This is a genomic window from Tenacibaculum sp. 190524A02b (assembly GCF_964036645.1).
Classification (GTDB): domain Bacteria; phylum Bacteroidota; class Bacteroidia; order Flavobacteriales; family Flavobacteriaceae; genus Polaribacter; species Polaribacter vairaonense.
The window spans coordinates 4,311,166-4,337,715 of sequence record NZ_OZ038525.1; the positions used below are offsets into that span (position 1 = coordinate 4,311,166).

General features: G+C 30.6%; 30 protein-coding genes. 19 read left to right on the forward strand and 11 right to left on the reverse strand.

What is annotated here, in order from left to right; genetic code table 11:
• Window positions 1-55: 55 nt before the first annotated feature.
• The 9 genes from ABNT65_RS17405 to ABNT65_RS17445 form a co-directional block, all read right to left on the reverse strand.
• The gene (locus ABNT65_RS17405; RefSeq protein WP_348702805.1) at window positions 56-769 is read right to left on the reverse strand and encodes a DUF547 domain-containing protein; all 714 of its coding nucleotides are present in this window, start codon (window positions 767-769) and stop codon (window positions 56-58) included.
• A gap of 261 nt (window positions 770-1,030) precedes the next feature.
• A complete protein-coding gene (gene sufD, locus ABNT65_RS17410) occupies window positions 1,031-2,344 on the reverse strand; it encodes a Fe-S cluster assembly protein SufD (protein ID WP_348702806.1) in 1,314 nt (437 codons plus the stop codon).
• 64 nt (window positions 2,345-2,408) lie between these two features.
• On the reverse strand, window positions 2,409-3,161 hold the full coding sequence (gene sufC, locus ABNT65_RS17415) for a Fe-S cluster assembly ATPase SufC (RefSeq protein ID WP_348738524.1): 753 nt from the start codon (window positions 3,159-3,161) through the stop codon (window positions 2,409-2,411).
• 63 nt (window positions 3,162-3,224) lie between these two features.
• Window positions 3,225-4,673: a Fe-S cluster assembly protein SufB gene (gene sufB / locus ABNT65_RS17420; protein ID WP_348702808.1), complete on the reverse strand. Its 1,449-nt coding sequence runs from the start codon at window positions 4,671-4,673 to the stop codon at window positions 3,225-3,227.
• 30 nt (window positions 4,674-4,703) lie between these two features.
• Complete coding sequence (locus ABNT65_RS17425; protein WP_348702809.1) at window positions 4,704-5,033, reverse strand: iron-sulfur cluster assembly accessory protein; 330 nt, start codon at window positions 5,031-5,033, stop codon at window positions 4,704-4,706.
• A gap of 114 nt (window positions 5,034-5,147) precedes the next feature.
• Window positions 5,148-6,206 carry a cytochrome-c peroxidase gene (locus ABNT65_RS17430; RefSeq protein ID WP_348702810.1) on the reverse strand — a complete coding sequence of 353 codons (1,059 nt, stop codon included), beginning with the start codon at window positions 6,204-6,206 and terminating at the stop codon, window positions 5,148-5,150.
• Window positions 6,207-6,213: 7 nt separating this feature from the next.
• On the reverse strand, window positions 6,214-6,972 hold the full coding sequence (locus ABNT65_RS17435; RefSeq protein ID WP_348702811.1) for an MbnP family protein: 759 nt from the start codon (window positions 6,970-6,972) through the stop codon (window positions 6,214-6,216).
• Window positions 6,973-6,976: 4 nt separating this feature from the next.
• Complete coding sequence (locus ABNT65_RS17440; protein ID WP_348746450.1) at window positions 6,977-8,329, reverse strand: hypothetical protein; 1,353 nt, start codon at window positions 8,327-8,329, stop codon at window positions 6,977-6,979.
• Between the two features lie 2 nt (window positions 8,330-8,331).
• Window positions 8,332-9,798 carry a choice-of-anchor B family protein gene (locus ABNT65_RS17445; protein ID WP_348702813.1) on the reverse strand — a complete coding sequence of 489 codons (1,467 nt, stop codon included), beginning with the start codon at window positions 9,796-9,798 and terminating at the stop codon, window positions 8,332-8,334.
• A gap of 169 nt (window positions 9,799-9,967) precedes the next feature.
• On the opposite strand from ABNT65_RS17445, the gene thiL reads away from it, so the two are divergent.
• The 8 genes from thiL (at window position 9,968) to ABNT65_RS17485 (ending at window position 16,726) form a co-directional block, all read left to right on the forward strand.
• Window positions 9,968-11,014 (forward strand): thiamine-phosphate kinase, encoded by a 1,047-nt coding sequence (thiL, locus tag ABNT65_RS17450; RefSeq protein WP_348746451.1) that lies wholly within the window; start codon window positions 9,968-9,970, stop codon window positions 11,012-11,014.
• Between the two features lie 139 nt (window positions 11,015-11,153).
• Window positions 11,154-11,954: a hypothetical protein gene (locus tag ABNT65_RS17455; protein ID WP_348746452.1), complete on the forward strand. Its 801-nt coding sequence runs from the start codon at window positions 11,154-11,156 to the stop codon at window positions 11,952-11,954.
• A 162-nt stretch (window positions 11,955-12,116) separates the two neighbouring features.
• Window positions 12,117-12,587 (forward strand): peptidoglycan-binding protein LysM, encoded by a 471-nt coding sequence (gene lysM, locus ABNT65_RS17460; RefSeq protein ID WP_348702816.1) that lies wholly within the window; start codon window positions 12,117-12,119, stop codon window positions 12,585-12,587.
• A gap of 218 nt (window positions 12,588-12,805) precedes the next feature.
• A complete protein-coding gene (locus ABNT65_RS17465) occupies window positions 12,806-13,702 on the forward strand; it encodes a DMT family transporter (protein WP_348746453.1) in 897 nt (298 codons plus the stop codon).
• 43 nt (window positions 13,703-13,745) lie between these two features.
• Complete coding sequence (locus ABNT65_RS17470) at window positions 13,746-14,600, forward strand: YicC family protein (protein WP_348746454.1); 855 nt, start codon at window positions 13,746-13,748, stop codon at window positions 14,598-14,600.
• A 1-nt stretch (window position 14,601) separates the two neighbouring features.
• Window positions 14,602-15,204 (forward strand): guanylate kinase, encoded by a 603-nt coding sequence (gene gmk, locus ABNT65_RS17475; protein ID WP_348738517.1) that lies wholly within the window; start codon window positions 14,602-14,604, stop codon window positions 15,202-15,204.
• Between the two features lie 5 nt (window positions 15,205-15,209).
• Entirely contained in the window at window positions 15,210-15,797 is a 588-nt protein-coding gene (nadD, locus tag ABNT65_RS17480) for a nicotinate (nicotinamide) nucleotide adenylyltransferase (RefSeq protein ID WP_348702820.1), read from the forward strand.
• A gap of 65 nt (window positions 15,798-15,862) precedes the next feature.
• Complete coding sequence (locus ABNT65_RS17485; RefSeq protein ID WP_348702821.1) at window positions 15,863-16,726, forward strand: hypothetical protein; 864 nt, start codon at window positions 15,863-15,865, stop codon at window positions 16,724-16,726.
• Between the two features lie 57 nt (window positions 16,727-16,783).
• Here the strand turns inward: ABNT65_RS17485 and ABNT65_RS17490 are convergent, their stop codons facing one another.
• Both ABNT65_RS17490 and ABNT65_RS17495 read right to left on the reverse strand, forming a co-directional pair.
• Window positions 16,784-17,719: an IS3 family transposase gene (locus ABNT65_RS17490; protein ID WP_348746455.1), complete on the reverse strand. Its 936-nt coding sequence runs from the start codon at window positions 17,717-17,719 to the stop codon at window positions 16,784-16,786.
• Entirely contained in the window at window positions 17,655-18,062 is a 408-nt protein-coding gene (locus tag ABNT65_RS17495) for a helix-turn-helix domain-containing protein (protein WP_348745824.1), read from the reverse strand. The genes ABNT65_RS17490 and ABNT65_RS17495 overlap by 65 nt, the downstream gene beginning before the upstream one ends.
• 176 nt (window positions 18,063-18,238) lie before the next feature.
• On the opposite strand from ABNT65_RS17495, the gene ABNT65_RS17500 reads away from it, so the two are divergent.
• The 11 genes from ABNT65_RS17500 (at window position 18,239) to ABNT65_RS17550 (ending at window position 26,525) form a co-directional block, all read left to right on the forward strand.
• On the forward strand, window positions 18,239-18,802 hold the full coding sequence (locus ABNT65_RS17500; protein WP_348746456.1) for an RNA polymerase sigma factor: 564 nt from the start codon (window positions 18,239-18,241) through the stop codon (window positions 18,800-18,802).
• Between the two features lie 6 nt (window positions 18,803-18,808).
• A complete protein-coding gene (locus tag ABNT65_RS17505) occupies window positions 18,809-19,189 on the forward strand; it encodes a hypothetical protein (RefSeq protein WP_348746457.1) in 381 nt (126 codons plus the stop codon).
• Window positions 19,190-19,251: 62 nt separating this feature from the next.
• The gene (locus tag ABNT65_RS17510) at window positions 19,252-19,686 is read left to right on the forward strand and encodes a hypothetical protein (RefSeq protein ID WP_348702824.1); all 435 of its coding nucleotides are present in this window, start codon (window positions 19,252-19,254) and stop codon (window positions 19,684-19,686) included.
• 67 nt (window positions 19,687-19,753) lie between these two features.
• Entirely contained in the window at window positions 19,754-20,632 is an 879-nt protein-coding gene (locus ABNT65_RS17515) for a hypothetical protein (RefSeq protein WP_348746458.1), read from the forward strand.
• A gap of 579 nt (window positions 20,633-21,211) precedes the next feature.
• Window positions 21,212-22,102 carry a M23 family metallopeptidase gene (locus ABNT65_RS17520; protein WP_348746459.1) on the forward strand — a complete coding sequence of 297 codons (891 nt, stop codon included), beginning with the start codon at window positions 21,212-21,214 and terminating at the stop codon, window positions 22,100-22,102.
• A 31-nt stretch (window positions 22,103-22,133) separates the two neighbouring features.
• The gene (locus ABNT65_RS17525; RefSeq protein ID WP_348746460.1) at window positions 22,134-23,630 is read left to right on the forward strand and encodes a GH3 auxin-responsive promoter family protein; all 1,497 of its coding nucleotides are present in this window, start codon (window positions 22,134-22,136) and stop codon (window positions 23,628-23,630) included.
• Window positions 23,631-23,652: 22 nt separating this feature from the next.
• Window positions 23,653-24,210, forward strand: coding sequence for an MOSC domain-containing protein (locus ABNT65_RS17530; RefSeq protein WP_348738511.1), 558 nt, complete (start codon window positions 23,653-23,655; stop codon window positions 24,208-24,210).
• Window positions 24,211-24,350: 140 nt separating this feature from the next.
• Window positions 24,351-24,716: a hypothetical protein gene (locus ABNT65_RS17535; RefSeq protein ID WP_348738510.1), complete on the forward strand. Its 366-nt coding sequence runs from the start codon at window positions 24,351-24,353 to the stop codon at window positions 24,714-24,716.
• A 225-nt stretch (window positions 24,717-24,941) separates the two neighbouring features.
• Entirely contained in the window at window positions 24,942-25,223 is a 282-nt protein-coding gene (locus tag ABNT65_RS17540; RefSeq protein ID WP_348738508.1) for a hypothetical protein, read from the forward strand.
• 32 nt (window positions 25,224-25,255) lie between these two features.
• Complete coding sequence (locus tag ABNT65_RS17545) at window positions 25,256-25,480, forward strand: hypothetical protein (protein ID WP_348746461.1); 225 nt, start codon at window positions 25,256-25,258, stop codon at window positions 25,478-25,480.
• A 214-nt stretch (window positions 25,481-25,694) separates the two neighbouring features.
• Window positions 25,695-26,525, forward strand: a complete 831-nt coding sequence (locus tag ABNT65_RS17550; protein WP_348746462.1) for a YwqG family protein — start codon at window positions 25,695-25,697, stop codon at window positions 26,523-26,525.
• Window positions 26,526-26,550: the final 25 nt, after the last annotated feature.

The window sequence follows — 26,550 nt, forward strand, 5'->3', positions numbered from 1 at the left end:
TGCTTCGTCTGTGTTTTGGGGAAATTAAACAAACTTAATATATAATAAGCAAGGGTTATTTTTCATTTAAGTCCCAGTTATATTCTAGATACTGGACTTCAGCATTGTCATTTGCTTTAATATTTGAATATTTATTAATATAGTCTACTAATGAGTGTTTAATAGTGAAATCTTCTTGATACCACTCAAATATTTTAGAAACTTCTACTTTGTCAAGAGCAATGTTGTTTTTTGTTTTGTCATTTATAAATACCTTCATTAATTCTTCTAACTTTTGTTCTACATTTTTTTCGGTAAAAGCAAAATTCACAAACTTAGGACCAGATTTAGAAGCAGCGTTAATTCCAACGTGAATACGTGCGTCATCATGCCATCTACGTAAAATTTTGTGTTCTATATAGTCTAAAGAATAAGTTTTCTTACCAATTACAGCAAATGGTATTTTCCAGGCATTTTTTCCTTTACGTTTAATATCTGTAATCTTTTTTAAAGGGTAACTATCTAGAATAAGTTTTATCGTATAAGCATTATAAGCATTCATCCAAAAAGCTTTTGCTTTATTTGAAGACCATCTTTTACCAGGGATTGTTTTTTCTAAATGATTTAAATAAATATCTAATAAAGCTTTGTTTTTTCTTAAACCTTTATAATCTACTTTTCCTTCAGCATCTACATAAGTTTTCAATAATGCATTGAATACATCAGTCTGAGCATTTGTTTGTACACTTATAAAAAATAAGCATGTTAAAATAATAATTGTTTTTCGCATAATTTTTAGGTTGATATTCTCTGCTTTTTTTGACGATAAGGGCCTAAATACCTTACACTTAGTTTTGTAAAAAAGTGTTAATACAGCTTAAAAGTTTGATTTAGAGAGGTGTTTAATGGTAAAATAATAGCAATAAAAATGTAAAAAAAGAGAACTTTATTAAAATTGTAGTGTAAAAAAACAAGAGGTAGTATATTTAAATACCACCTCTTGTTAATAAGTTTATAAATGCAATTAAAGCATTATAGTGAAATTAAATCTTTATAAATCAAAACCAATATTAACACCAAGTTTATTGGCAATTAACTTAGTGATTCTCTTTTTAACTTCAGGTATTTTTACACTTTCTAAAACAGTATTCGCAAAAGCGTACATTAAAAGTGCTTCAGCTTCTTTTTTAGGTATACCTCTTTGTTGCATATAGAATAAAGCTTGGTCATCTAATTGACCGATAGTACAACCGTGAGAACATTTTACATCATCAGCAAAAATTTCTAACTGAGGTTTAGCGTTAATAGTTGCTTTATCACTAATTAAAACATTATTGTTTTGTTGGTAAGCATTAGTTTTTTGAGCTTCCTTTTCTACAATGACTTTACCATTGAAAACTCCAGTAGAACGCTCATTAAAAATACCTTTGTAATCTTGATGACTTTCACAGTTAGGTTCAATATGGTGAACTAAAGTATGATGATCTACATGTTGTTTCCCTTCAATAATGGTAATACCTTTTAAAATAGAATCAATACGTTCTCCTTTTTGGAAGAAGTTTAAATTGTTTCTAGTAATATTTCCACCAAAAGAAAATGTATGTACAGAACAAACGCTTTCTCTCTGTTGTTCTATATAGGTATTGTCTACTAAAGAAGCATTGGTATTGTCATTCTGAATTTTATAATAATCAACAGTGGCATGAACATCTGTGTAGATTTCTGTAACACAATTAGTCAAAACTGGATTGTCTGTCAAACTTTGGTGACGTTCAATAATTTGAACATGGGCATTGTTTTCAGCTACAATTAAGTTTCTAGGTTGAAGCATTGTTGCATTTTCTTTACCAGTAGTAAAGTTAATGATTTGAATAGGTTTTTCAACTTCAACGCCTCTAGGGATATGAATAAATGCTCCTTCACTGGCAAAAGCAGTGTTCAAAGAAGTCATATTATCCTGCTTGGCAATTTTATTGAAATAGTTTTCAATAATAGGCCTATATTTTGATTTAGATAATGCTGCAGACATTAAGCAAACATCCATTCCATCATGAGTAGTTTCAGATAGAAAAGAACTGTATTTTCCATCTATAAAAACTATTTTATAGCTGTCAATATCATGAATAAAGAATCTTTTTACATCTGCTAATTCTATAGCAGTATCATGATCAGGAAAAAGGCTGTAGTCTTGTTTTAAAACTGAATTTAAAGAAGTGTATTTCCAAGCTTCTAATTTTTTAGAAGGAAAACCTAATTCTTCAAAGTTTTGAAGTGCCTTGGTACGGATATCGTGAATATCAGAGTTGATATCGATTCCATTTTCAAAGGCTACATATGATGATAATAATTTTTCTTTTAACTCCATTGTTAATCGTTATAAGTTTAAAATATTAAAGCATTGTTGGATTAAATACCCAATACTTTAACTTTTAACCATTCACTTCTTCCTTAATCCAATCGTAACCTTTTTCTTCTAACTCTAAAGCTAAAGAAGCATCTCCTGTTTTTACAATTTTACCGTCATGTAAAACGTGTACATAATCAGGAACAATATAGTCTAATAAACGTTGGTAGTGAGTAATAACTACAATAGCATTGTCTTCAGATTTTAATTTATTTACTCCATTAGCAACAATACGTAAAGCATCAATATCTAAACCAGAATCTGTTTCATCCAAAATAGCTAATTGAGGTTCTAACATTGCCATCTGAAATATCTCATTTCTTTTTTTCTCACCACCAGAAAATCCTTCATTTAAAGAACGAGATAAAAACTTACGGTCAATTTCTAATAATTCAGACTTTTCTCGAATCTTTTTAAGCATATCTTTAGCAGGCATTTCATCTAGCCCTTGTGCTTTACGAGATTCGTTAATAGCCGTTTTTATGAAGTTTGTAACTGTTACACCAGGTATTTCAACTGGATATTGAAAAGATAAAAACACACCAGCATGTGCTCTTTCCTCAGGAGCAAGATCACTAATATCCTCTCCTTTTAATTCAATAGTTCCAGAAGTTACTTCGTACTCCTCTTTTCCTGCTATAACAGAAGATAACGTACTTTTTCCAGCACCATTAGGTCCCATGATTGCATGAACCTCTCCTGCTTTTACTTCAAGGTTTATTCCTTTTAAAATAGCCTTGTCTTCTATCTGTGCGTGTAAGTTTTCTATTTTTAACATTTTACTCTATGTTATTTTTAAGCAATTAGCTTAATGTAATTTTTAAATTAATGTTGTGGTTAATTATCCAACGCTTCCCTCTAATGAAATCTCTAATAATTTTTGAGCTTCAACGGCAAATTCCATTGGTAGTTTATTTAAGACTTCTTTACTAAATCCGTTTACAATTAAAGCAATGGCTTTTTCAGTATCTATTCCACGTTGATTACAGTAAAATAATTGATCTTCACCAATTTTACTAGTAGTAGCTTCATGCTCTATTTGCGCCGTTTTATTTTTAGCTTCTATATATGGGAATGTATGTGCACCACACTCATTGCCCATTAATAAACTATCACATTGAGAGAAGTTACGAGCATTTTCAGCTCTTGAGTTTATTTGTACTAAACCACGGTAACTATTTTGAGATTTTCCAGCAGAAATTCCTTTAGATATAATGGTAGACTTTGTATTCTTTCCTAAGTGAATCATTTTAGTACCAGTATCTGCTTGTTGGAAGTTATTGGTTACAGCTATAGAGTAAAATTCACCAACAGAGTTGTTTCCTTTTAAAACGCAACTAGGATATTTCCAAGTTACAGCAGAACCAGTTTCTACTTGTGTCCATGAGATTTTAGCATTTGTTTCGCATAAACCTCTTTTAGTTACAAAATTAAAAACTCCACCTTTACCACTAGCATCACCTGGAAACCAGTTTTGTACAGTAGAATATTTTATTTCAGCATCATCCATTGCTATTAATTCTACAACAGCTGCGTGCAATTGGTTTTCATCACGTTGAGGAGCAGTACATCCTTCTAAGTAAGAAACATAACTGCTTTCATCAGCTACGACTAAAGTACGCTCAAATTGCCCAGTACCACCTTCGTTAATTCTAAAATAGGTTGATAATTCCATCGGACAACGAACTCCTTTAGGAATATAACAAAAAGACCCATCAGAAAATACAGCCGAGTTTAAGGCTGCATAAAAATTATCTGTAGGAGGAACAACAGAACCAATATATTTTTTTACTAATTCAGGATGTTCTTGTATAGCTTCTGAAATAGGCATAAAAATAATTCCTTTTTCAGCTAAAGTTTCTTTAAATGTTGTAGCTACAGAAACAGAATCCATAACAATATCTACTGCAACATTAGCCAGTTTCTTTTGTTCGTCTAAAGAAATTCCAAGTTTTTCAAAAGTAGCTAATAATTCAGGATCTACTTCATCTAAACTGTTTAGTTTAGGTTTCTTCTTAGGAGCAGAGTAGTAAGAAATATCTTGAAAGTTAGGTTTTTCATAAGTAACATTAGCCCATTCTGGTTCTTCCATTTCTTGCCATACTCTAAAAGCTTCCAGTCGCCATTCTGTCATCCATTCAGGCTCATTTTTCTTTTTAGAAATTGCACGTACAATATCTTCGTTTAGTCCCTTCGGAAACTTTTCACTTTCAATATCTGTATAAAAACCATATTCATATTCTTTGGTTTTTAGTTCTTCTCTTAAGTCGTCCTCAGTATATTTACTCATCAGTTCTAAGTATTCTGTTTTAAGTAGTTTTTATAAAGAAAAGCTTTCGCCACATCCACAGGTTCTATTGGCGTTTGGGTTATTAAAAACAAACCCTTTTCCATTTAAACCTCCAGAGTATTCTAAAGTAGTTCCAACAAGGTATAAGAAGCTTTTTTTATCAACAATAATACGTACACCATTGTCTTCAAAAATTTTATCATTTTCTTGTTGGTCTTTATCAAATGTTAAATCATACGATAAACCTGAACAACCGCCACTTTTAACACCAACTCTAACAAAATCTTTAATAGCGTCGTAACCATCGTCAGTCATTAATTCAACAACCTTCTTTTTTGCTGTATCTGAAACTTTTATCATATCTTTAATAGATTTAATCTAAATCAACTGCAAAGATAGTGACAAAATATGATTTATATCATTTTTTAGAATGAATATCATTTATAAGACAATAAGAATTGTTGATAATAACTATTATTCTTGAAAAACAGGATTGTTAATAAAGTTGTTGTCTGATAAAGAGAGTAGAAAAGCTTTTAGGTCAGCTTTATCTTTATCAGTGAGTTGAACACCTCCTGTGCTCGCTTTTTTCATTAATGGGTCTATGGTTGGGGAATCTTTTAAGCCTTCAGAGTAGTGGTTGATAACTTCTTCTAAAGTAGCAAATCTTCCATCGTGCATATACGGAGCTGTATAAGCTAAATTTCTTATAGAAGGAGTCCTAAATTTACCATTATCATTAGGGTCTCCAGTAACATTTCCAAAGCCTAAGTCAGAAAACGTTTCGTCTAGCCCATTGTTATGGAACTTATTGTCGGTCCATAAAGGGTTGCTATTACTACCATGGCAATGGAAGCAATCACCTCTATCTTCATCCATAAAAACGTTAAAACCATTTAATTCTTCAGGAGTTAATTGAGTTTTACCCAGAAGATACTGATCAAATTTTGAATTGGCAGATATTAAAGTTCTTTCAAACTGAGCAATAGCTTTAGTAACTAGAGTGGAGTCAATTTTATCCGTTCCAAAAGCTTGTTTAAACAGTAAAGGATATTGATTATGGTTTTGCAGTTTTTTAGCTACCTCTTTCCATTTACTGTGCATTTCTACTTTGTTTCTTACAGGTTCAAAAGCTTGTCTTTCCAAACTCAGTTCTTTTCCATCCCAAGCAAAACGTTCATCAAAATTCCATGCAAGATTAAATAATGGCATTGAATTTCTTTTGCCAAAATTTCCGTCTACACCTTTGCTGAATTTGAGGTTGTTGTCTGTAAAAGCATTTTTTGGGTTATGGCAGCTAGCGCAAGATTGAGAATTGTCTTTAGACAAGATAGGATCAAAAAATAACTGTTTACCTAAAGCTATACCCTCTTCTGTTAAAGGGTTAGTTGAAGGAATTACAGGAGCTATTAATTTTTGCTGAAAAATTTCAGGAACATTTAGCTGAGCAGGTTTAGGAACATACATCTCTTCTTCGTTTTTCGAAGAGCAGCTTATTAAAACCAAGAAGAGAAGTATGCTTAATTTTTTCATTTATAAATTACTGGTTTATACCACTAACACTGAAAACATTTTTCTTTCCGTTTTCAGACATTTTTATTTGTGCTTCATGATCCATCATTAACTTAACACTCTTTTCATTTAAGTCCCATTCATTAGGGTCTTTAAACCATTGCGCAATATTTGTTTTGATATTCACAGTAGCGTTGTTTTTTAAAGAAATACTACCTAGATCAACAGTGAAAAAGGTATCAGTACTTTCTTTTGTACTTGTGTTATATGCTTGTATAGCATGAAAATTATAAGCACTATCTGCACCATCTTTATCTATAAATTTACCATCTAATTGCATAAAATGATAACCGCCTCCTAACATCTCAGGAACATTCCAAGTAGCAGAATTTAAATCTTTATAGATATCTGATTTGTTATCTTCTTTATTAAAACCAAAAGTAAAAGATAAATTATAAACGCCTTCGGAAACTTTTTCAGGAAATGAAAAAATTAAGCTTCCAGAGTCATTTACATCAACAAGTTTATATCCACTAAAAGGAAATACCTTATCATTTCCATCTTTTAAAGTCACTCTAGAAATTAAGTATCGAAGTCTTTCAATTTTTAATTTGGTTCCTTTTTGATTAGTGTAGTCAGTTTTTCCCAAATCACTTTTATCTATAGTGCTAGAATCCCAAAAATGCGTAAAGTTTAAGCTTACAGAAACTTCTTTTATAGGTTCGTCATTGTCAGAACTACAAGAGAATAAAATAATTGATAATACTAAAAGGGTGATTTTTTTCATTGGATTATTTTAGTTTAATAATAAGAATATCGGAAAAACCTTTGTTTTCCTTGATGTCATCTGTTTTGCTGGTACTTTCACCTACGGCTATAATAGTACCATCATTTAATTCAATAGCATCATGACATAAATCAATGTCACTTCCTCCAAAAGTTTTTTGCCATAAAAGATTTCCTTGGTTAGATACTTTTAAAATCCAAGCATCATTTTGGCCTTTGTTTGTAATTTGGTTATCAGAACTTCTTGAACTTCCTGAGATTAAAAAATGTCCATCCTTCATTGTCTTTATAGAATTTCCAACATCAAAGCTTGTTCCTCCAAAAGTTTTTTCCCAAAGTAAATTCCCTTGTGTGTTAATTTTAACAAGCCATAAGTCGGCCGCTCCGTTATTTTGACTAACGTTTTTATCAGTACTTCTAGTATTACCAACTAAAACAAAATCATTGTCATTTGTTTCAACCATTCCAAAGCTTTCGTCAATTTGTGAGCCTCCAAAAGACTTTTCCCAAAGTAATTTCCCAGTTTTGTCAATTTTAACTACCCAGAAGTCGTAAGTGCCTTGATTGTTTTTAATATCAACATCGCTACTATCAGAAGTACCACCAATAATAAAATCTCCATTAATAGTTTCAATAACACTTTGCGGAGTGTCGGTGAAATTTCCTCCAAAATATTTACTCCATTCTTTTTCGCCTTTGTTGTTAAGCTTTATAGCCCAAAAGTCTCCGCCAGCATGTAAAGACTTTGAAGCTTTAGAGTTTCCTAGTCCTCCAGAAGATGTTACATCTAACTCTCCAACTATTAGATAACCACTGTCTTTAGTTTGTATTAGGGCAGTACCGAAATCTACTCCAGAGTAACCAAAAGATTTTTCCCAAGTAAGGGTTCCATTACTGTCTAGTTTGGTCAACCATAAATCCGAATTTCCAGCATTATTAGAACTGTCACCATCGTTACTTTTACTAAAGCCTAAAATAGCAAACCCATTATCTATAGTATTGATGATTTTTGTACCTCTATCATCTTTGCTTCCTCCATAAGTTTTAAACCATTCTAATACATCGTTTGCGTTGTATTTAAGTAGTATAAAATCAGAATCATCACTGGTTTTGGTGTTAAAGTCACCATCACTACTGGCTGTATATCCAGTCATAGCATAACCACCGTCAGTTGTTTTTATGATGGAACTAACTAGGTCATTTTTACTGCCACCTAAGGTTTTAATAAAAGAAAGTTGGCCTAAAAAACCTTCTTTAATAGAAGGTTCTTGAGGAGTATTGTTTATTTCTGGATCATTGCTACAAGAAAAAAAAAGTAAGCAAGTAGAAATTACAAAAGTATATTTTCTAAAATTCAATTTTATCTAAGGATTAGTTTCTTGCTAATTTTATCGTTAATTTTTATGATATAAACTCCTTTAGCTTCTTTTTTCATAGGGATGGTAAATTCCTTTTGAGAAATATTTTTTTCTAAAAAGACCCTTTTACCTAGTATATTGTATACTTCTATTGAGTTTATAGTATTATTTTGTGCTATAACACGAGGGTTGGTTGTTTTATTTGATGGATTAGGGAAAATGGTAAACTTACTTTTAGTTAAGTCTACATTGTCAGTTGAAAGCGTTCCACTTTTCCTAACAACAAATAAACCTCTGTTAATATCATTAAGTATAATGTTTCCACTAGCAAAATAAGGGTACACACTCCAAACTCCTTTAAAAGAAGTACTATTATTTTCAGGATACGTATCAAAATACCCAGTTTCAACCATTGAATTAGTTGAAGCACTGATATTAGAAATATCCAATACTCTTAATCCAGCGGTATAGTTTGCTATAAAAAATTCATTTCCTTTTACATATCCATTATGATCGATTGCAGCTGTAGGTCCTAAGTATGTTGATGATAATTTAGGCGCATCTAAATCAGTTAAGTCAAAAACTACAGACTTTGTATTTGTTCCAACTCTTTGTTCATCTAGTTCATCCCCTAAGATAAAATGACTTTGATCTTCAGTAAACCATCCTTGGTGTGTATAACGAGCATTTGGGTAAGTGATTTTAGATATAAATTTAGGAGATGTTTTATTAGTTACATCTATCACAACAACATCATTTGTGCCTCCTACATTACCATTACTAGCTATCAATATTTCCTTTCCAGTATAATCAGTATCAGGGCCGTTATAGGTTACTACTTGAGCATCGTGTGTGTATCCTTGTGCTGAATATCCTCCAGCTGCTTTAGGATTTTTAGGGTCAGTAATATCTACAAAAACAGGACCTCCACTATAGAATCCACCACAACCAACTAAATAAGCATATCCTGTAGCTTCATTAATTACAATATTATGACAGCTATTTACCCCTGTGAAAACTGTATCAGAAGTAAAATTTTGAGGTGTGGTTACTCCTCTTAATCTTGTTAAGTCAAAAACTTGCATACCATGCGCACCAACATTATCAGCAACAATAAAAGCATGGTTTTTGTATACTTTTACATCTCTCCAAAAATTAGAACCTGCATTGGTATTTAATCTTCCTAAATAAATCGGATTAACTGGATCGGTTATATCTACAAAAGCAGTACTATTAGTCATTGAAGCAATAGCATATTCTTTATTAGTAGTAGGATCAGTCCATCCCCAAATATCAGCACCTTCAGCAGAAGCAGAACCAGATAACGTACTTGTATTAATGTTAGACATTAAGTCATATCCGTTACAAGGATAATTACCAGCTTTTCCACCAACGCAAGGAGTTTGAGAAAAGGAGAAAAAGGTAGTTAATATAGTTAATGATAGTGTGTAAAGTAGTTTTTTATTCATGACATGATTTTTTAGGGACTTTTAAACAAATGTATAAAATATATTAGGTTAATCTAAAAGTTTAACAGTTAACTATGGAAAAACCCTAAATTTATCTTTGAAAAAATGTGAATTTCATCTTTGTTGTGTTATGTTGCTTTTTAATGCATACTAGTGGTATCTTTGCAAAATGTTAGAAGATAAAAATCAAGAAAAGACATCATTGTCTGAATTAGGAGAGTTTGGGTTGATAAATCACTTAACTAAACATTTTTCATTAACACATAAAACTACTGTTAAAGGAGTAGGTGATGATGCTGCCGTTTTAGAGGCTTCTGAAAAACAAACAGTAATTACTACTGATTTATTAGTTGAAGGTGTGCATTTTGATTTGAGTTACATGCCTTTAAAACATTTAGGTTATAAGGCAGTTATGGTGAATTTATCAGATGTGTATGCTATGAATGCAGATGCAGAACAAATTACGGTCTCTATAGCTGTATCTAATAGATTTCCATTGGAAGCTTTAGAAGCTCTTTATTCAGGTATACAATTAGCTTGTGAAACTTATAAGGTTGATTTGATAGGAGGAGATACGACCTCGTCTACAAAAGGTATGTTGATTTCTATTACCGCTATAGGAAAAGCAAATAAAGAAGATTTAGTTTATAGAGATGGAGCAAAGGCAACAGATTTAATTGTAGTGTCTGGTGACTTAGGAGGTGCTTATTTAGGGTTACAAGTTTTAGAAAGAGAAAAACAAGTGTTTCAAGTAAATCCACAAAGCCAACCGGATTTAGATAATTATACCTATATAATAGAAAGACAATTAAAACCTGAAGCAAGAAAGGATATACCAAAACTATTGAAAGAATTAGATGTTAAACCAACTGCTATGATTGATATATCTGATGGGCTATCTTCGGAAATTATGCACATCTGTACACAAAGTAAAGTAGGGTGTAAAATTTATGAAGAAAAATTACCATTAGATCCACAAGTAATAAGCACCTGTGAGGAGTTTGATATAGATTCTACGATGGTTGCATTGAGTGGTGGTGAAGATTATGAATTGTTATTTACTATTTCAATTGATGAATATGAAAAGATAAAAGGGAATCCTAATTTAAGTGTTATTGGGCACATAACTGAAGCATCGCAAGGTATGAACTTAATAACTAGAGCCAATCAAGAAATAGCTTTAAAAGCCCAAGGTTGGAATTCTTTTAACGCGTAATAAACTAAGTAATTGATTTTATAAAGTAATTTTCTGAATTACCAATAAGATATAGTTATTTTAAAAAGATGATTCTGCATAAGAATCATCTTTTTTGGTATAAAAATTGTAGCTACACGCAAGACTAAAAACAAAAGTTATGAAACAAATTATGATCTTATTTTTATTACTGTCGTGTACTGTATTTGCCCAAGGGAAATTAGAAAAAGCAAAAAAAGAACTTTCAACAAAAACAACTATTACTAAGCCTACGGTTGAGTCAAGTTCAAATGCAAGTTCAAGTACTATTTCTAATTCAAGGGTAAATGATAATGATTCAGAATCTTTTCAAAGCTTTGTAGCTAAAGTTGCCTATTCTGCTACTTTGGGTATTGTTGCAGGAAAAGCAGAATGGAGAGAGTTAACCCCGTACCCGTATTATGACTATGGAGAATATACCAAAACATTGAATGAAAAAACAAAAAGAAGTAATGTTAAAATAGGAGTGAATTACTTTAATAATTTAATAAAAGGTTTTGAAGTATATGGGAGCTATAAGTTTGTGCCTTTAATAGGAATAGAAGCTTCTCATATAAGGTTTAATGAAAAAGTAAACGATAAAAAAGACTATTTAGATATTAGTTCACTTATGTTAAACTATTATAGAATAAGGGAAAAATATGTCTCACTTTGGTGGGGTTTGGGAGGAACCTATATAGGGAATGAAGTTAATAAACTTGGGTTTGCTTATAATATAGGAACAGAAATTTATCCTTTTCGTCCTGTTAGTTTTCATTTTTCTTGGAAACATAGCTTTATAAATAATAGTAGTGTTCAAAGGTTTAAAGCAAATGCAAAATATCATCTGAAAAAAATAGCTATTGTTGCAGGGTATAACAATTTTAACTTAGGAAGTGTTAATACATCAGGATTAACGATTGGTGTTGAATATATGTTTTAAATTATAACGAGACTTTTTTAAATGTTTTTTAGGTAATATGTTTGTTAATAGTTGTTTATTGTGTTGTAGAGGTGTTTTCTGTAGAAGAGTAATACAAAATGGTATAAATATTGTATATTAGTCAAACAACAAATAAATATTAATCAACAAAAAATTAAAAGAATGGGAATTTTTTCATTTATTAAAAATGCCGGAGCAAAAGTTTTCGGAATAGGAAAAACAACAGAAGAAGAAGCTGCAGAAAAAGCTGCCAAATTAGTAGATGCTGTAAATGCTTTAGAATTATCAGTAGCCGATTTGTCAATTGATATTGATGATGATAAAGCAACTGTAAATGGAGAAGCAACAGATTTAGCTACTAAGGAAAAAGTAGTTTTAGTTGTGGGGAATACAGAAGGTATTGCTTCTGTAGAAGATAACATGACTGTTGCTGAAGTAGAGGAGATTAAAGAAGAAGAAATGGCACAGTTTCATACAGTAGTAAGTGGAGATACACTTGGTAAAATAGCAAAGTCTTTTTACGGAGATGCTATGAAATATCCGGTAATCTTTGAAGCTAATAAGCCAATGTTATCACATCCAGATAAAATTTATCCAGGACAAGTATTAAGAATTCCACCATTAGTGGACTAGTCAAAATTATCTCAAAATAGCAATGTTGGAAACTAAATCTTAAGTTGTTGTTATGAGGTATAAAACTAAAATTTAAAAGCGTTGCAAACCTGCAATGCTTTTTTTGTATGGTCAACTTAAAATTAATACCAAATTATATATGACATTTTATTATTTCATAAGTATGACAAAATAAAAAGATAATAATACGCATCTTTGCCTTCAAAATTTAGTGTTTTATGAATCAAAGATTGTTGGCTTTAATAGCTGTTTTTATTACGGCAGTTATATATGGGGTTACTTTTACGGTAGCTAAAGAAGTAATGCCAACTTATATAAAACCTTATGGCTTTATTTTATTAAGAGTAGGCGGAGCGGCAATTGTATTTTGGTTAATAGGATTATTTGTTAAAGCAAATTCTATAGAGAAATCGGATTATAAAAAAATTCTCGCAGCAGCTTTTTTTGGAGTCGCTTTTAACATGCTTACATTTTTTAAAGGATTAAGTTATACTACTCCCATAAGTGCTTCTGTAATGATGGTTACTTCCCCCATACTAGTATTGGTATTTGCTAGTATATATCTAAAAGAACGATTGTATGCAAAAAAAATCATTGGTGTAATTATAGGGCTTATAGGAGCTGTGGTATTAATTGTGTATGGAAATACTAATATCACAGGTAATGAAGGAAGAGCATTAGGTAATTTTTTAGTGTTTATCAATGCAGCATCCTATGCTTTTTATTTAGTAATAGCTAAAGAGCTGATAAAAAAATACCATCCAATAGTTTTTGTAAAGTGGCTGTATTTATTTGGTCTTGTGTTAGTTTTTCCTTTTGGAATTACTGAGTTTTCAGAAATACAATGGCAAGTAATGCCAACAACTATATATTTAAAAGCAGGTTTTGTTGTGTTGTTTACTACATGTGTAACCTACATGTGTAATTTGTATGGTTTATCAAAACTAAAACCCACTACAGTAAGTGTGTTCATATACTTACAACCTGTAATTGCATCAATATATGCTTTATGGGTGGGTAGTGATCAAATTAATTCTGTAAAAATAATAGCAACATCATTAATCTTTATAGGTGTTTTTTTAGTAAGTCAACAAGCTAAGCCAACCAATAAATAAATGTATCTTTGCACCTCATTAAATTGAAATTATGATACAGTCTATGACCGGATACGGAAAATCCGTATTACAACTCCCTACTAAAAAGGTTACAATTGAGGTAAAATCATTGAATAGTAAGAATTTAGACTTAAACACACGCATTCCGTCTTATTACAAAGAAAAAGAGTTGCATGTAAGAAAAAAATTAGCTCAAAACTTGGTGAGAGGTAAAGTAGACTTTTCAATTTATGTAGAAATAACAGGAGATGAAACCTCTACTACTGTAAACAAAGCAGTGGTAAAAGACTATATGGATCAGTTAAGAAACATAGTGCAGTCTGGAAACAGTGAAGATATTGAGCTTTTAAACATGGCTATCAAAATGCCAGATGCGTTAAAGGTAGAGAGAGAAGAATTAGATGCAGAAGAGTGGGCACAAATAGAATCACATATAGAGGTTGCTGTTAAAGAGATTGTAGCATATAGAGTAGACGAAGCAAAGTCATTAGAAATAGATTTTAAACAGCGTATTACTAATATAAAAGCGCTACTGGAAGAAATTAAAACATTAGATTCAGAGCGAATAGTACATGTAAAAGAACGACTACAAAAAGCGTTAACCGAATTAAAGGTAGAAGTAGATGAAAATAGATTTGAGCAAGAGTTAATCTATTATTTAGAGAAGTTAGATATTAATGAAGAAAAAGTTCGTTTAGCAAATCACTTAGAATATTTCTTAGAGCAATTAGCAACTCCAGATTCTAACGGTAAAAAATTAGGTTTTATAGTACAAGAAATTGGAAGAGAAATAAACACTACGGGCTCAAAAGCTAATTTTGCGCCAATGCAAAAATTAGTCATTCAAATGAAAGACGAGTTAGAAAAAATAAAAGAACAAATTTTAAACGTATTATAAAATGGCGAAAGATTTTAAAGGAAAACTATTTGTATTTTCAGCACCATCAGGTTCAGGGAAAACAACAATTGTTCGTCATTTATTAAAACAAGAACGATTTAATTTAAAATTTTCAATTTCAGCAACCTCAAGAGATCCTAGAAGTAATGAAAAAGATGGAGAGGATTATTACTTTATTTCAGTAAAAGATTTTAAAGAAAAAATAAGAAATGAGGAGTTTTTAGAGTGGGAAGAAGTATATATGAATAACTTTTATGGAACTTTAAAAACAGAAGTTGAACGTATTTGGGCACAAGGAAAACATGTTATTTTTGATATTGATGTACGTGGAGGTTTACGAATTAAAGAAAAATTCCCAGAAGAAACTCTAGCGGTATTTGTAAAACCACCAGATATTAATGAATTGCTTAAGCGTTTAAAGAAGAGAGGTGAAGAAAGTGAAGAGAAAATAGCCGCTAGAATAGCAAAAGCTCCTATTGAGTTAGCAACTGCACCTATGTTTGATACTACGATAAAAAATTACGATTTAGAAGTAGCTTTAAAAGAAGCAGAAGAACTAGTAGATAACTTTTTAGGATTAACAAAAAGTAAAGAAGAGGAGTAAAAGTTATGAATAAAAAGATAGGATTGTATTTTGGAACCTTTAATCCAATTCACATAGGTCATTTAATTATAGCCAATCATATGGTAGAAAATTCTGACTTAGATGAAATATGGATGGTTGTTACTCCGCATAATCCTTTTAAAAAGAAAAGTACGTTGTTAGATAATCATCATAGATTAGAAATGGTGTACTTAGCAACAAAGGAGTATGAAAAAATACAACCTTCAGATATTGAATTTAAATTGCCCCAACCTAATTATACCATTAATACTTTAGCACATATTTCTGAAAAGTACCCTAACTATTCCTTTAGTATCATCATGGGAGAAGATAATTTAAAAGGATTTCATAAATGGAGAAACTATGAGGCTATTTTGGAAGACTATAACGTGTATGTATATCCAAGAATTTCTGAAGGAAAAATAGAGACACAATTTACAGATCATGCAAAAATTCATAGAGTAGAAGCTCCAATTGTGCAAATTTCTTCAACTATGGTTCGAAATTCAATAAAGTCAGGAAAATCAGTACGTCCACTATTATCTCATGAGGTTTGGAAGTACATTGACGATATGAATTTTTATAAAAAATAAACTTTTTTTAAAACTTTTTAGAACTCTTAAGGTCAAAGAACTAATTAACATTAAAAATTAGTATTATGGCTTTAAGAATTGTACAAAAGAATTTACGTTACCTATTTGTTTTTGGATTATTATTAATAGCAGCATCTTGTCAAAATAGTGATGCAGATGTGTTACCAGAAACACTTACTGAAATCCCAGAAGACGAAGTATTAAATGTAGTTTTAGCAGATGATATTTCTGATGATATTGATAATATTTTAGATGATGATGATGCCGATTTTAGCAAAGCATCAGCAAAGGGAGTTACACCACCTAATAGCCACCCAGGATGTGTGGTAAGATCCATTGAAGAAACTACCACGGGAAAGATTGTAACCTTAGATTTTGGAGATGGGTGCGAATCAAAAAGAGGAAGAGTGTTAACAGGAAAAATAATTATTGAATATGTGAGAACTGGTGATGGATTTTCTAAAACAGTAACTTTTGAGAATTTTACAGCAGCAGGAAATAGTGTAGAAGGAACTAAGTCAATTTCAAAAGTAAAAGAAAATGCTAGTGGGAATCCTGAAAAAACACACATGGTAGATATTACTATTACTTTAACAACAGGAGAAGTAATTACTAAAAAAGGACAGAAAGTAAAAGAAAAGATAGAAGGGGCTGATACAGATACAAGAGGAGATGATGTATATTCAATATCTGGTAACTGGGAATCTGTAAATAAAGAAGGGAAAATTAAAAAAGCGGTAATAACTACTAATTTACGTAGAGAGTATGCTTGTAAATATATTGTTAGTGGCGTTATTGAATTAACAAAAGATGCAAGTACGTATACCTTAGATTTTGGAGATGGGACATGTGATAATTTGGCAACTTTAACAGATGCAAGTGGTAACTCAAAAGAAATTACTTTAAGAGACAGAAAGCGTAAGAAATAAATATTGTGACGTCCTGAATACTCGTTACAATAATTAATATATTAAAGGTAGTAATTTTTAAATTGCTACCTTTAGTTTTTTGTATCTTTTTCTTTTGACTTTTTTTTGTTGGTGCATTTGATTAGGAGTTAACATTGAATTTGATAAATGAGGTCTTATTTGATTGTAAATATTGATTGCATTTTTAATTAACTTCTTTTTAATTTGTATAGAAACGTCGTATTTATCAATTGCAAATTCTTGTTTAAGAATCCCATTGATTCTTTCAGCTATAGCATTTTCATAAGGGTCATATTTTTCAGTCATGCTAGGTTTGATATTATTGATACTTAACATTTTTTGATATTCATTAGAGCAATATTGTAACCCTCTATCTGAATGATGAATAATAGGTTCTTTATTATAATTTCTATTAGAGATTGCCATATCTAGGGCTCTTAAAGAACCTGCTACATTTAAACTATTAGAGACATCATACCCCATTATTTTTTTAGAGTAAGCATCAGTAATTAGCGCTAAATAACATGGGTTTTCTCTCTTTCCAATGTAAGTAATATCACTCACCCATACTTGTTCAGGTCTTACAAATTCTATATTTTTAAGTTGATTTACATGTTTTCTAAATCTATGATGAGAATTTGTAGTTATATGATATTTTTTTCTTGGTAGAATTAATAAATTATTAGCTTTTAATATTTTAAACAACTTATCACGACCAACACCAATTGCTTTTAATTCAGATTTTAAAAGATAAAATAATTTCCTTGTACCTATTCTCGGCATTGATATACGGATAGTATTTACTAAATCAATAACCTTTTTACTAAGCTTTTGTTTCTCTTTATATGAATGAATAGCTCTATAATATACCTGCCTATTCACCCCGAGTAAATCACAGGTAGCTGTTATGCTTTCTTTGGCTTCTTGACTATATTTTTTGATAACTCGGGTACGTGCTTTTTCTGATTGGAATATTAAATTCTTCTTCAGCAATATCAATCATCATATCAAAAATGATGACTTTTTTATCAGCAAGCTCTGCTAAATATTCAGCACGTGCTTTTTGCTTTTCTAAAAGCTTGACTTGTTGCTCTAATTCTAAAATACGCTGTTCAGGTGTTTTTGACATGGTTTGATTTATACTAAAATCGTAATCAAATTTACCATATTTTTTTAACCAAGTACGAATCGTAGATCTTGCTTGAATACCATATTTATCAATCGCTTGAGTTCTGGTTAATAATCCTTGCTCAATCTCTTGAACAACTTGTAGTTTAAAGGACAAACTATAATCCTTTTGGGTTCGCTTTACATAATCTGATTTCCTAGAATCCATAAAATAACTTTTAGTTGTAACGCTATTTTAGGACGGGACATATATGCAACTAAAAAAACCGGTGTAATACTGGTTTTTTTAGTTTCTATACTGTAAATTAAATGTCTGTAAAAAAAATATTTAAAACTTTTTTACTCTATTAAGGTCTAACTATAAAACATCCCCAATTAGTTATTATGAACGAAGCTATTTTTATACAAGAACTAACAAGTAAAAAATATAGGGAAAAAGCTTTTGCTAAATTGTTAGAGTTGTACCAAGAACGTTTGTATTGGCATATTAGAAAAATAGTTGGGACGCATGAAAATGCAGATGATGTTTTACAGAACACGTTTATTAGAGTGTATAAAAGTTTAGTAAATTTTAAGCAAGACAGCTCTTTACATACTTGGATGTATAAAATAGCATATAATGAATCAATTAGATTTCTAGAAAAAGAAAAAAAGAAAAGTTTTTCTTCATTACAAGAGGTAAATGATCAGTTTTTAGGGAATTTAAAAGGAGATACTTACTTTGATGGAGATGAAGCACAAATAAAATTACAAGAAGTTTTAAATATGTTGCCAGAAAATCAGAAAAGAACATTTCAAATGAAGTACTATGATAATTTAAAGTTTAGAGAAATAGCAGAATTGCTTGAAATAAGCGAAAATACCATAAAGACCCATTACTATGCTGCTGTAAGGCATATTGAAAAAAACATAACCACCGTAGCCTATATAGAAAAAATTAAAGCATAGTTTGTTATGAGTAAACAAAATGATAACTTTAACCATCGAAAAACACTAGACGTGAATTTAGAAAAAAAACATACAACAGATTTAGGGTTAAAGGTGCCAGAAGATTATTTTGCAAAGTCAAAACAATCTATATTAGCGCAAACCATAGCAGAAGAAAAGAAAGGTAAAGTAATTAATTTATCTAAAATATTTTATATATGGTCTACTGTAGCTGTAGTAGCATTACTATTCACTTTAGCGGTATTCAATCCGTTTGAAAAAAGTGATGCCATAGTAGAAGGAGATATTTTAATAGCCTCTTTAATAGAAGAAGATTCGGAAGCAGATGCTCTTTTAGATGCTTATGTAAATGATGAATTATTAACAGAAGAAGTTTTTTTAGAATAACAATAAAACTTTTTTAAGAAAATGAGGTCTAAAAAGAAGAAGGAAGTATTAAAAGTAGAAAGATGAAAACATTAAAAAACATATTAGCTATACTAACATTCTTATTAGGAGTGCAACATATAGTAGCACAAGAATCTATAGAAGCTTTAAATCTTTCTCAACAACAAAAGGAGCTTTTAAAAGCACAGAAGGAGTTGATTAAAAAGAATAGAGAAGAGTTTAAAGCTAGCCTTACGCCAGATCAATTGGCGATATTAAAAAATAAAGCATTAACAAAAGTAGAAAGACAATCAGCGTTGAAAAAAACCTTAACGCTTTCACAAAAGAAGATTATAAAATCAAATAAAATAAGCGTTAAAACTGCAAAAGCTAATTTTAGGTCAACACTAACACCAAAGCAAAAACTCCAATTAAAAAAACGAATACGTAATAAGAATGTAAGAAGAGACATTAGAAAAAATGTAGTAAAAGATAGGAGAAAAAGATTACGTAATTAAAATATTTTAAATTTTGAAAATACTAGTGGTTGAATATTCAACCACTTTTTGTATTTTAAGTACCTGTATGAGAAACGTGTATTTATTAATGGTTTTTTGGTTTAGTTGTGTAACCTTATACGCTCAAGAAACTGATGAACTTGATATTTTAAATGAAGAAGATGAAATCATAGATAATTTATTGAGTGAAGGAATTATGGATGATGTATTACAAGATGTCAATTCCAAAATTCAAGTATTATACTTCTCTTTAGATTATAATAATCAAACATATTTTTCAGGGAGAGATATTGGTATAAATCAATTTACACTAACTCCGCAAATAACCTATTTACATTCCAATGGTATTTTTGCAGGTATTTCAGGGATGTATTTTAGTGAGTTTGATCCTAAGTGGGATTACGGATCACTAACGGTGGGGTATAACGGTAACTTTGATGCTAAAAAAATATACCAATGGTCAGTATCGTATGATCGTTATTTTTTCTCAGATCCAGGTAACAATCCTTTTAAAAATGGATTTAATGTCGGTTTAGAAGCAGAAAATCAAAAAAAGACCTTTGGAACAGATGTTACCACTAGTATTTTATTTGGAGAAGATACTTCTTGGCAAGTAATCTCTTCTACTTACGGACAAATAACATTGTTTAAAAACTCAAAACACCACTTAAAATTTCGTCCACAATTACGTTTAATTATAGCACAGCAAACCATACAATTAAGTAGAACATTTACATTTAGAGGAAGGCAATTTACAAGGTATTTTGAAAGTGATGATTTTGGGCTCTTAAATACACAAGTAACCTTACCATTACAATACTCGTTTAATAATTTTGATTTTGAAGCGGGGTATATTGTAAACTTTCCATCGCCATTAGAAGGTGAATCTAACTTAAATACAACAGGGACATTTATGTTTTCCGTAGGCTACTTATTAGGACTGTAATTTAGTATTAATAAAAAATAATCCAGCTCTTAATATGAGCTGGACTATCTCTTTACTTGATTTGAAAAGTAAATATTGATCTCCCCCCAAAGACCTATATGAACGGTTTGGTTAACTTATTTTGATATATAAAATTAAAAAATAACAAGTCATTTATTAATTATACATCTCGTATGCATTAAGCATAAAACATCAAGTAAAAACTTTTGTTCTTTTATATTTAGTGAGGGACTATATGTGACAATAGGAAAAGCTAATGGCTTAATGTATTGTTCAGCACCATATGTGGTGCCATAAGTAGTTTTTATAAAAAATTAAGTTGGTAGAGAAAACTAAACTATTAAAGGAAGTAAAAAGCCTTCAATAAGGTTGTTTTCCATTGCTAAGATAAGTTTAAAAATAAAGGTTTTATAGTTAAATGTGTGTTTTGTAGTTTTTTAAGTGTTTTTGGAAAACAATTCTTTACAAGTGGTTTTTTAGTGTTGTAAAAACAGTAAAAACAAATTTTTAGTTTAAAAAGAATGAAATAATAAGCTAAAATAAAGGCAGGAAATTAATTGCTAAAATTTCGTTGTATATTTGAATTTCAAACTTATTTTATTTACTACTGTGGCTAAAACCAATAAGAAAAAATTAAAACAAAAGCTAACAGACAAGTATAGGCTGGTAATTTTAAATGAAGATACATTTCAAGAACGTTTTTCCTTAAAATTATCTAGGCTAAATGTGTTTGTTTATGGTGGTTTGTTTTCCATTTTACTCATAGCGTTAACAACCTTGTTAATTGCGTTTACTTCATTAAGAGAATACATACCAGGGTATTCATCAACAGCCTTAAAAAGAAAAGCAACACGTTTAACCTATAAAGCAGATTCATTAACTAATAAGTTAGCGGTATTAGAACGTTATACCAAAGCTTTAAAACCTGTATTAACAGGAGAAATTAAACCAGAAAAAATAGATTCTATTATTAATGATGGCGTAGGATTTGTTTTGGAAGAAAATACATTGCTAGCTACCAAGCAAGATTCGTTATTTAGAGAAAAAGTTGAAAGTAAAGACCGCTACGCTTTATCTGAAGGAGGGCTAAGTAAAGCAAAAAATATTTTCTTTTCCCCGTTAACAGGAAACATGTCACAAGAGTTTGATATGAATAACAAGCACTTTGCAGTTGATATAGTTGCGCAAACAGGAACACCAGTTAAAGCAGCGGGAGATGGTACGGTTATTTTAGCAGAATGGACAGCAGAAACAGGGTATGTAATTATGTTACAACATACCAATCAATTTATATCTGTTTATAAACACAACGGAACACTTTTAAAAGAACAAGGAGAGTTAGTAAAGTCTGGAGAAGTAATTGCCAATGTAGGTTCTACAGGAGAATTATCTACAGGTCCTCATTTACACTTTGAATTATGGAGTAATGGATATCCTGTAAATCCAACAGACTATATAGATTTTCAGTAACACACAAGCTTAATACTAGCATTTAATACCTATGTCAATAAAATCAAAACTAGCAAAACCATTTGCCAAACAAGTTAAAAAAAGCGTGTATAAATGGGCAAATAACCCACATAAAACACAAGAAAAAGTATTTCAGTACTTAGTAACGGAAGGATGCAAAACGGCATTTGGTAAGGATCATGATTTTATTTCAATAAACAATTACGAAGATTTTAAAAAACGCGTGCCAATACAAGATTATGAAGGCTTACGTCCGTATGTAGATAGAGTAGTGGCAGGTGAAAGTAATGTGTTATGGAAAGGTAGACCATTGTATTATGCAAAAACTTCTGGAACTACTTCAGGTGCAAAATACATTCCTATAACTAAGGAATCTATGCCTACACATATTAAGGCAGCGCGCAATGCACTATTGTTTTACATAGCGGAAACCAACAATGCAAGCTTTGTAGATGGAAAAATGATTTTTTTACAGGGAAGTCCTGTATTAGAAGATAAAAATGGAGTGAAATTAGGAAGGTTAAGTGGTATAGCAGCGCATTATGTACCTAACTATTTATTAAAAAATAGATTGCCAAGTTGGGAAACCAATTGTATTGAAGACTGGGATACTAAGGTTGATAAAATAGTAGAAGAAACGTTACCTGAAAACATGACGGTAATTAGTGGTATACCATCATGGGTACAAGTGTATTTTGAAAAACTAATAGAAAAAACAGGGAAACCAATTTCTGAACTATTTCCAAACTTTAATTTCTTTGTATATGGAGGCGTAAACTTTGAGCCTTATAAGAACAAATTTGAAAGTCTTATTGGTAAAAAAATAGATTATGTTGAGCTGTACCCAGCTTCAGAAGGTTTTATAGCTTATCAAGATTCACAAACGGAAAAAGGAATGCTGTTACAGTTAAACTCAGGAATGTTTTATGAGTTTATTCCTGCAAATGAATTTTATAATGAAAACCCTACACGTATCTCGTTAAAAGATGTACAACTAGGTGTAAATTATGTAATTATTTTAAATACAACTGCAGGTTTATGGGGCTATAATATTGGTGATACGGTAGAGTTTACTTCATTAAAACCATATAGAATAAAAGTAACAGGACGTATTAAACATTTTATTTCTGCTTTTGGAGAACATGTTATAGGAAAAGAAGTAGAAAAAGCGTTGAATGATGCTATTGTAGGTACCAATGTAAATGTAAGTGAGTTTACAGTAGCACCACAAGTTACCCCAGAAAGTGGGTTGCCGTATCACGAATGGTTTATAGAGTTTGAAAATGAACCAGAAGATTTGGAAGCATTGGCATTAAAGATAGATGCCTCTATGCAAGCTCAAAACATTTATTATAAAGATTTAATTGATGGAAACATCTTACGTACATTAATTATACGTAAAGTAGCCAAAGGCGGTTTCCATGCGTATATGAAATCTATTGGGAAGTTTGGAGGACAAAATAAAATCCCACAATTATCTGATAACCGTAAAATAGCGGATGTATTAACTAACTTTTTAAAAGACTAAAATTAACCTTAAACCTTCTATCATGAAAATAATAGCCACTAACCTTGGAGAACGTAAAGAAATCAATTGGAAAGGAAAAATGGTAACCACAGGGATCTATAAATTTCCAGTAGATCAACCTGTATTTTTAGATGAACAAGAGGTAAAAGGAGATGCTATTTGTAACCGAGAACACCATGGAGGAGAAGACCAAGCAGTATATGCCTATTCAGAAAAACATTACAAGTATTGGAAAGCTTTATATCCAGATTTAGAATGGCAATACGGAATGTTTGGAGAAAACCTAACCATGGATGATTTAGATGAATCCAAAACCCATGTGGGCGATAGGTTTAAAATAGGAGAAGTGGTAATTGAGGTAACTAAACCAAGACAACCTTGTATGAAGTTAGGAGTACGATTTAATGATATGAAAATTGTTAAACAATTTTGGCAACAGGATTATCCTGGTGTGTATTTTAAAGTATTGCAAACAGGGTATGTGCAAACAGGTGATGTATTAGAGCAAATTAAATCCTGTTCAGAAAACCCAACCATTGCACAAGTGTACCAAGAAAAAAGAACTAAAAAAGGAATGTAGCCAAAAGTAAGCTGTATTAAGTTGTTAGTGATTAGTTTTTATTTAATAGGAAATCTAGTAGCTTTGTAAGTATACAAAGGAAATAATAGTAATTGCTATTATATTTTTGTTGTATATAAGAAAAAAACTAATTCTTAAAAATGAGAATATTTCTTTTGATAACAGTTTTGATCTTAACTTCTTGTGTTGGTACAAACAAGAAATTGAATTTTCCTGTCGAAATGGAAGATATTAGAGAAGTAGCATTAACTAGACTAGACAAAGAGTCAGAAGGTAAGTTTGCTAATATAAAGGTATTAACCCGAGAACAGACTAAAGATCTTTTAGAGGTGTTAAAAAATGCAAAACCTGTTGGGCCAATGAAATTTATACCCGACTATTACATTGTATTTACAACAAAAGAAAATGAGACAAGAAGGATTAAGATAAATAAGAATAAAATTAAGGGTTATGAAGATGACTTTTCCTATGAAATTGAACAACTTGAATTTTTAGAAAAGTTTTAAAATAAAGAAGTTAGTATATAACACTCTTATATTATTTCCTAGTATTATTACCGCTAGTTTTAAAAACTAGTGACGTAAAATTGTTGTAAAAAAATAAGTTAAGGTATTACGCTACCAGTAAGTATTAAGCTGTAACAGTAATTATTGTTATATTTATAAGCTAAAATTACAAGTAGAAGTTATCAAGTTTTACTTTGAAATTTAATTTAAATAGTGAGGGTTGTTATGAAGAAAACTAAGAAAAAATCTGATTCCATATTTGATAGCTTAGATATATTATCAGAAAGTTTTGAAGGCTTACTGTTTGGTATACCATATTTTATTACGACTTCAATAGGAACTTTAATTAAGGTGCTTTTTTTAAGCTTGATTTCATTATTAACACTCAATCAATTAATAAAATTAAAAAAGCTATGGAGTAAAAAATACTTAATGTTGAATATTGCTGATCCTTGGAATTGTGTTTTAACAATTATTGTTTTTGTTATACTTTTAAGTTTAGAATGAATCAGAAGAATAAAAGGATTAAAATATTTGTATTGCTATTTTTTATATTGTGTTTAGGGGTATCTATCCTTATTTACAAGGTTACTGTGGGGTTTGGAGAAGCGTTACTTCAAGGGACTAAAGCAATAATAAAAGTAAATGAGGAGTGGAAAAAAAAGAATATCAATCCTATTGATTCTATTAAGTGTGAAATTATTAAGAAAATAGATTCTTTAGGGTTAGAACATGACACTATATTTCGTAATAAATTAGATTAAATTCGTCTTTTTCCTATAATATTGTTATCACTAGTTTTTAAAAATCAGTAACGTTTAAGTTTGGTGTAAAAAATAGTAGCTTACTCATTATGGGGATTCAAACATTTTATAGTTTTTAATTAATAGGAAATCTAGTAGCTTTGTAAGTGTAATGGGAATAAACACACTGTGTTTATCCCTACGTTGTGTACCATATAAAAACCGAACGTAAAGAATGAACTTTTGGAAAAAATTATTTAGTGGTAAAGAAAATAAACCAAAAACTGAATCACATTTTGACAAATATCGAAAAGAACTAAATGAATTGAATTTAAAATCCATTTCTGATTTAGAAGATTTAGTTAAACCATTAATAAGACAAACAACCAAACTCGAAATTCAACCAGCTTCAAGACCTCCTGAAAATTCTCAATTAGAATCTCATTTCGGAGGAAACCCTTACTTTGAAAAAGGTGAGGAATGGCCAAAAGGTAAAAACGGAAAATATTTGGACTTCATTTTTCAAGTTTTCAACTCATCTGAATTGGAGTTGCCAAAAGGTATAGAATTAGTACAGTTCTTTTATGATTGGGAGGAATTTCCATGGGACACTAACGATAATGGCTGGTTAGTAAAAACATACAAACAAGTTGAGAAGGGAAAAGCTGAATTAATTGTTAAACCAGTAGAAATAGAAAAGTCAAAATTTTGCAAAATAGAATTTAAACCAACTCAAACATTACCTGATTGGGAAGGAATTGATTTGTTTGGAAATAATGCATCGAAATTATCGTGTGTATTAAATGAAAATGAACCTTGGGATAGTTACGACCAAATTGTGACAAGGTTAATTGGAAAACAAGACTATCAAAGTCAACTTGGAGGTTATCCAAAATGGGTTCAAGGAGAATCAACTCCAAGAAATAACGAAGGAAACCCAATGAAACTTCTATTTCAAATTGATTCTGAAGATAATGCTGGAATAATGTGGGGCGATGTTGGACTAATTTATGTCTTTTATGATGAAAAATCGGAAAGAATCGAATTTAGTTTACAATGCCATTAGAAAAAAACGGTACACAACAAGAGGG

Coding starts and splice junctions, on each gene's coding strand:
- ABNT65_RS17430 (WP_348702810.1), bottom strand. CDS start 6,206: ATGAAAAAATTAAGCATACTTCTCTTCTTGGTTTTAATAAGCTGCTCT.
- ABNT65_RS17515 (WP_348746458.1), top strand. CDS start 19,754: ATGAGAAACGTGTATTTATTAATGGTTTTTTGGTTTAGTTGTGTAACC.
- ABNT65_RS17405 (WP_348702805.1), bottom strand. CDS start 769: ATGCGAAAAACAATTATTATTTTAACATGCTTATTTTTTATAAGTGTA.
- ABNT65_RS17540 (WP_348738508.1), top strand. CDS start 24,942: ATGAAGAAAACTAAGAAAAAATCTGATTCCATATTTGATAGCTTAGAT.
- ABNT65_RS17550 (WP_348746462.1), top strand. CDS start 25,695: ATGAACTTTTGGAAAAAATTATTTAGTGGTAAAGAAAATAAACCAAAA.
- gmk (WP_348738517.1), top strand. CDS start 14,602: ATGGCGAAAGATTTTAAAGGAAAACTATTTGTATTTTCAGCACCATCA.
- ABNT65_RS17435 (WP_348702811.1), bottom strand. CDS start 6,972: ATGAAAAAAATCACCCTTTTAGTATTATCAATTATTTTATTCTCTTGT.
- ABNT65_RS17530 (WP_348738511.1), top strand. CDS start 23,653: ATGAAAATAATAGCCACTAACCTTGGAGAACGTAAAGAAATCAATTGG.
- nadD (WP_348702820.1), top strand. CDS start 15,210: ATGAATAAAAAGATAGGATTGTATTTTGGAACCTTTAATCCAATTCAC.
- ABNT65_RS17470 (WP_348746454.1), top strand. CDS start 13,746: ATGACCGGATACGGAAAATCCGTATTACAACTCCCTACTAAAAAGGTT.
- ABNT65_RS17425 (WP_348702809.1), bottom strand. CDS start 5,033: ATGATAAAAGTTTCAGATACAGCAAAAAAGAAGGTTGTTGAATTAATG.
- lysM (WP_348702816.1), top strand. CDS start 12,117: ATGGGAATTTTTTCATTTATTAAAAATGCCGGAGCAAAAGTTTTCGGA.
- ABNT65_RS17465 (WP_348746453.1), top strand. CDS start 12,806: ATGAATCAAAGATTGTTGGCTTTAATAGCTGTTTTTATTACGGCAGTT.
- sufD (WP_348702806.1), bottom strand. CDS start 2,344: ATGGAGTTAAAAGAAAAATTATTATCATCATATGTAGCCTTTGAAAAT.
- ABNT65_RS17525 (WP_348746460.1), top strand. CDS start 22,134: ATGTCAATAAAATCAAAACTAGCAAAACCATTTGCCAAACAAGTTAAA.
- ABNT65_RS17510 (WP_348702824.1), top strand. CDS start 19,252: ATGAAAACATTAAAAAACATATTAGCTATACTAACATTCTTATTAGGA.
- ABNT65_RS17485 (WP_348702821.1), top strand. CDS start 15,863: ATGGCTTTAAGAATTGTACAAAAGAATTTACGTTACCTATTTGTTTTT.
- ABNT65_RS17455 (WP_348746452.1), top strand. CDS start 11,154: ATGAAACAAATTATGATCTTATTTTTATTACTGTCGTGTACTGTATTT.
- sufC (WP_348738524.1), bottom strand. CDS start 3,161: ATGTTAAAAATAGAAAACTTACACGCACAGATAGAAGACAAGGCTATT.
- ABNT65_RS17535 (WP_348738510.1), top strand. CDS start 24,351: ATGAGAATATTTCTTTTGATAACAGTTTTGATCTTAACTTCTTGTGTT.
- ABNT65_RS17505 (WP_348746457.1), top strand. CDS start 18,809: ATGAGTAAACAAAATGATAACTTTAACCATCGAAAAACACTAGACGTG.
- thiL (WP_348746451.1), top strand. CDS start 9,968: ATGTTAGAAGATAAAAATCAAGAAAAGACATCATTGTCTGAATTAGGA.
- ABNT65_RS17445 (WP_348702813.1), bottom strand. CDS start 9,798: ATGAATAAAAAACTACTTTACACACTATCATTAACTATATTAACTACC.
- sufB (WP_348702808.1), bottom strand. CDS start 4,673: ATGAGTAAATATACTGAGGACGACTTAAGAGAAGAACTAAAAACCAAA.
- ABNT65_RS17495 (WP_348745824.1), bottom strand. CDS start 18,062: ATGGATTCTAGGAAATCAGATTATGTAAAGCGAACCCAAAAGGATTAT.
- ABNT65_RS17500 (WP_348746456.1), top strand. CDS start 18,239: ATGAACGAAGCTATTTTTATACAAGAACTAACAAGTAAAAAATATAGG.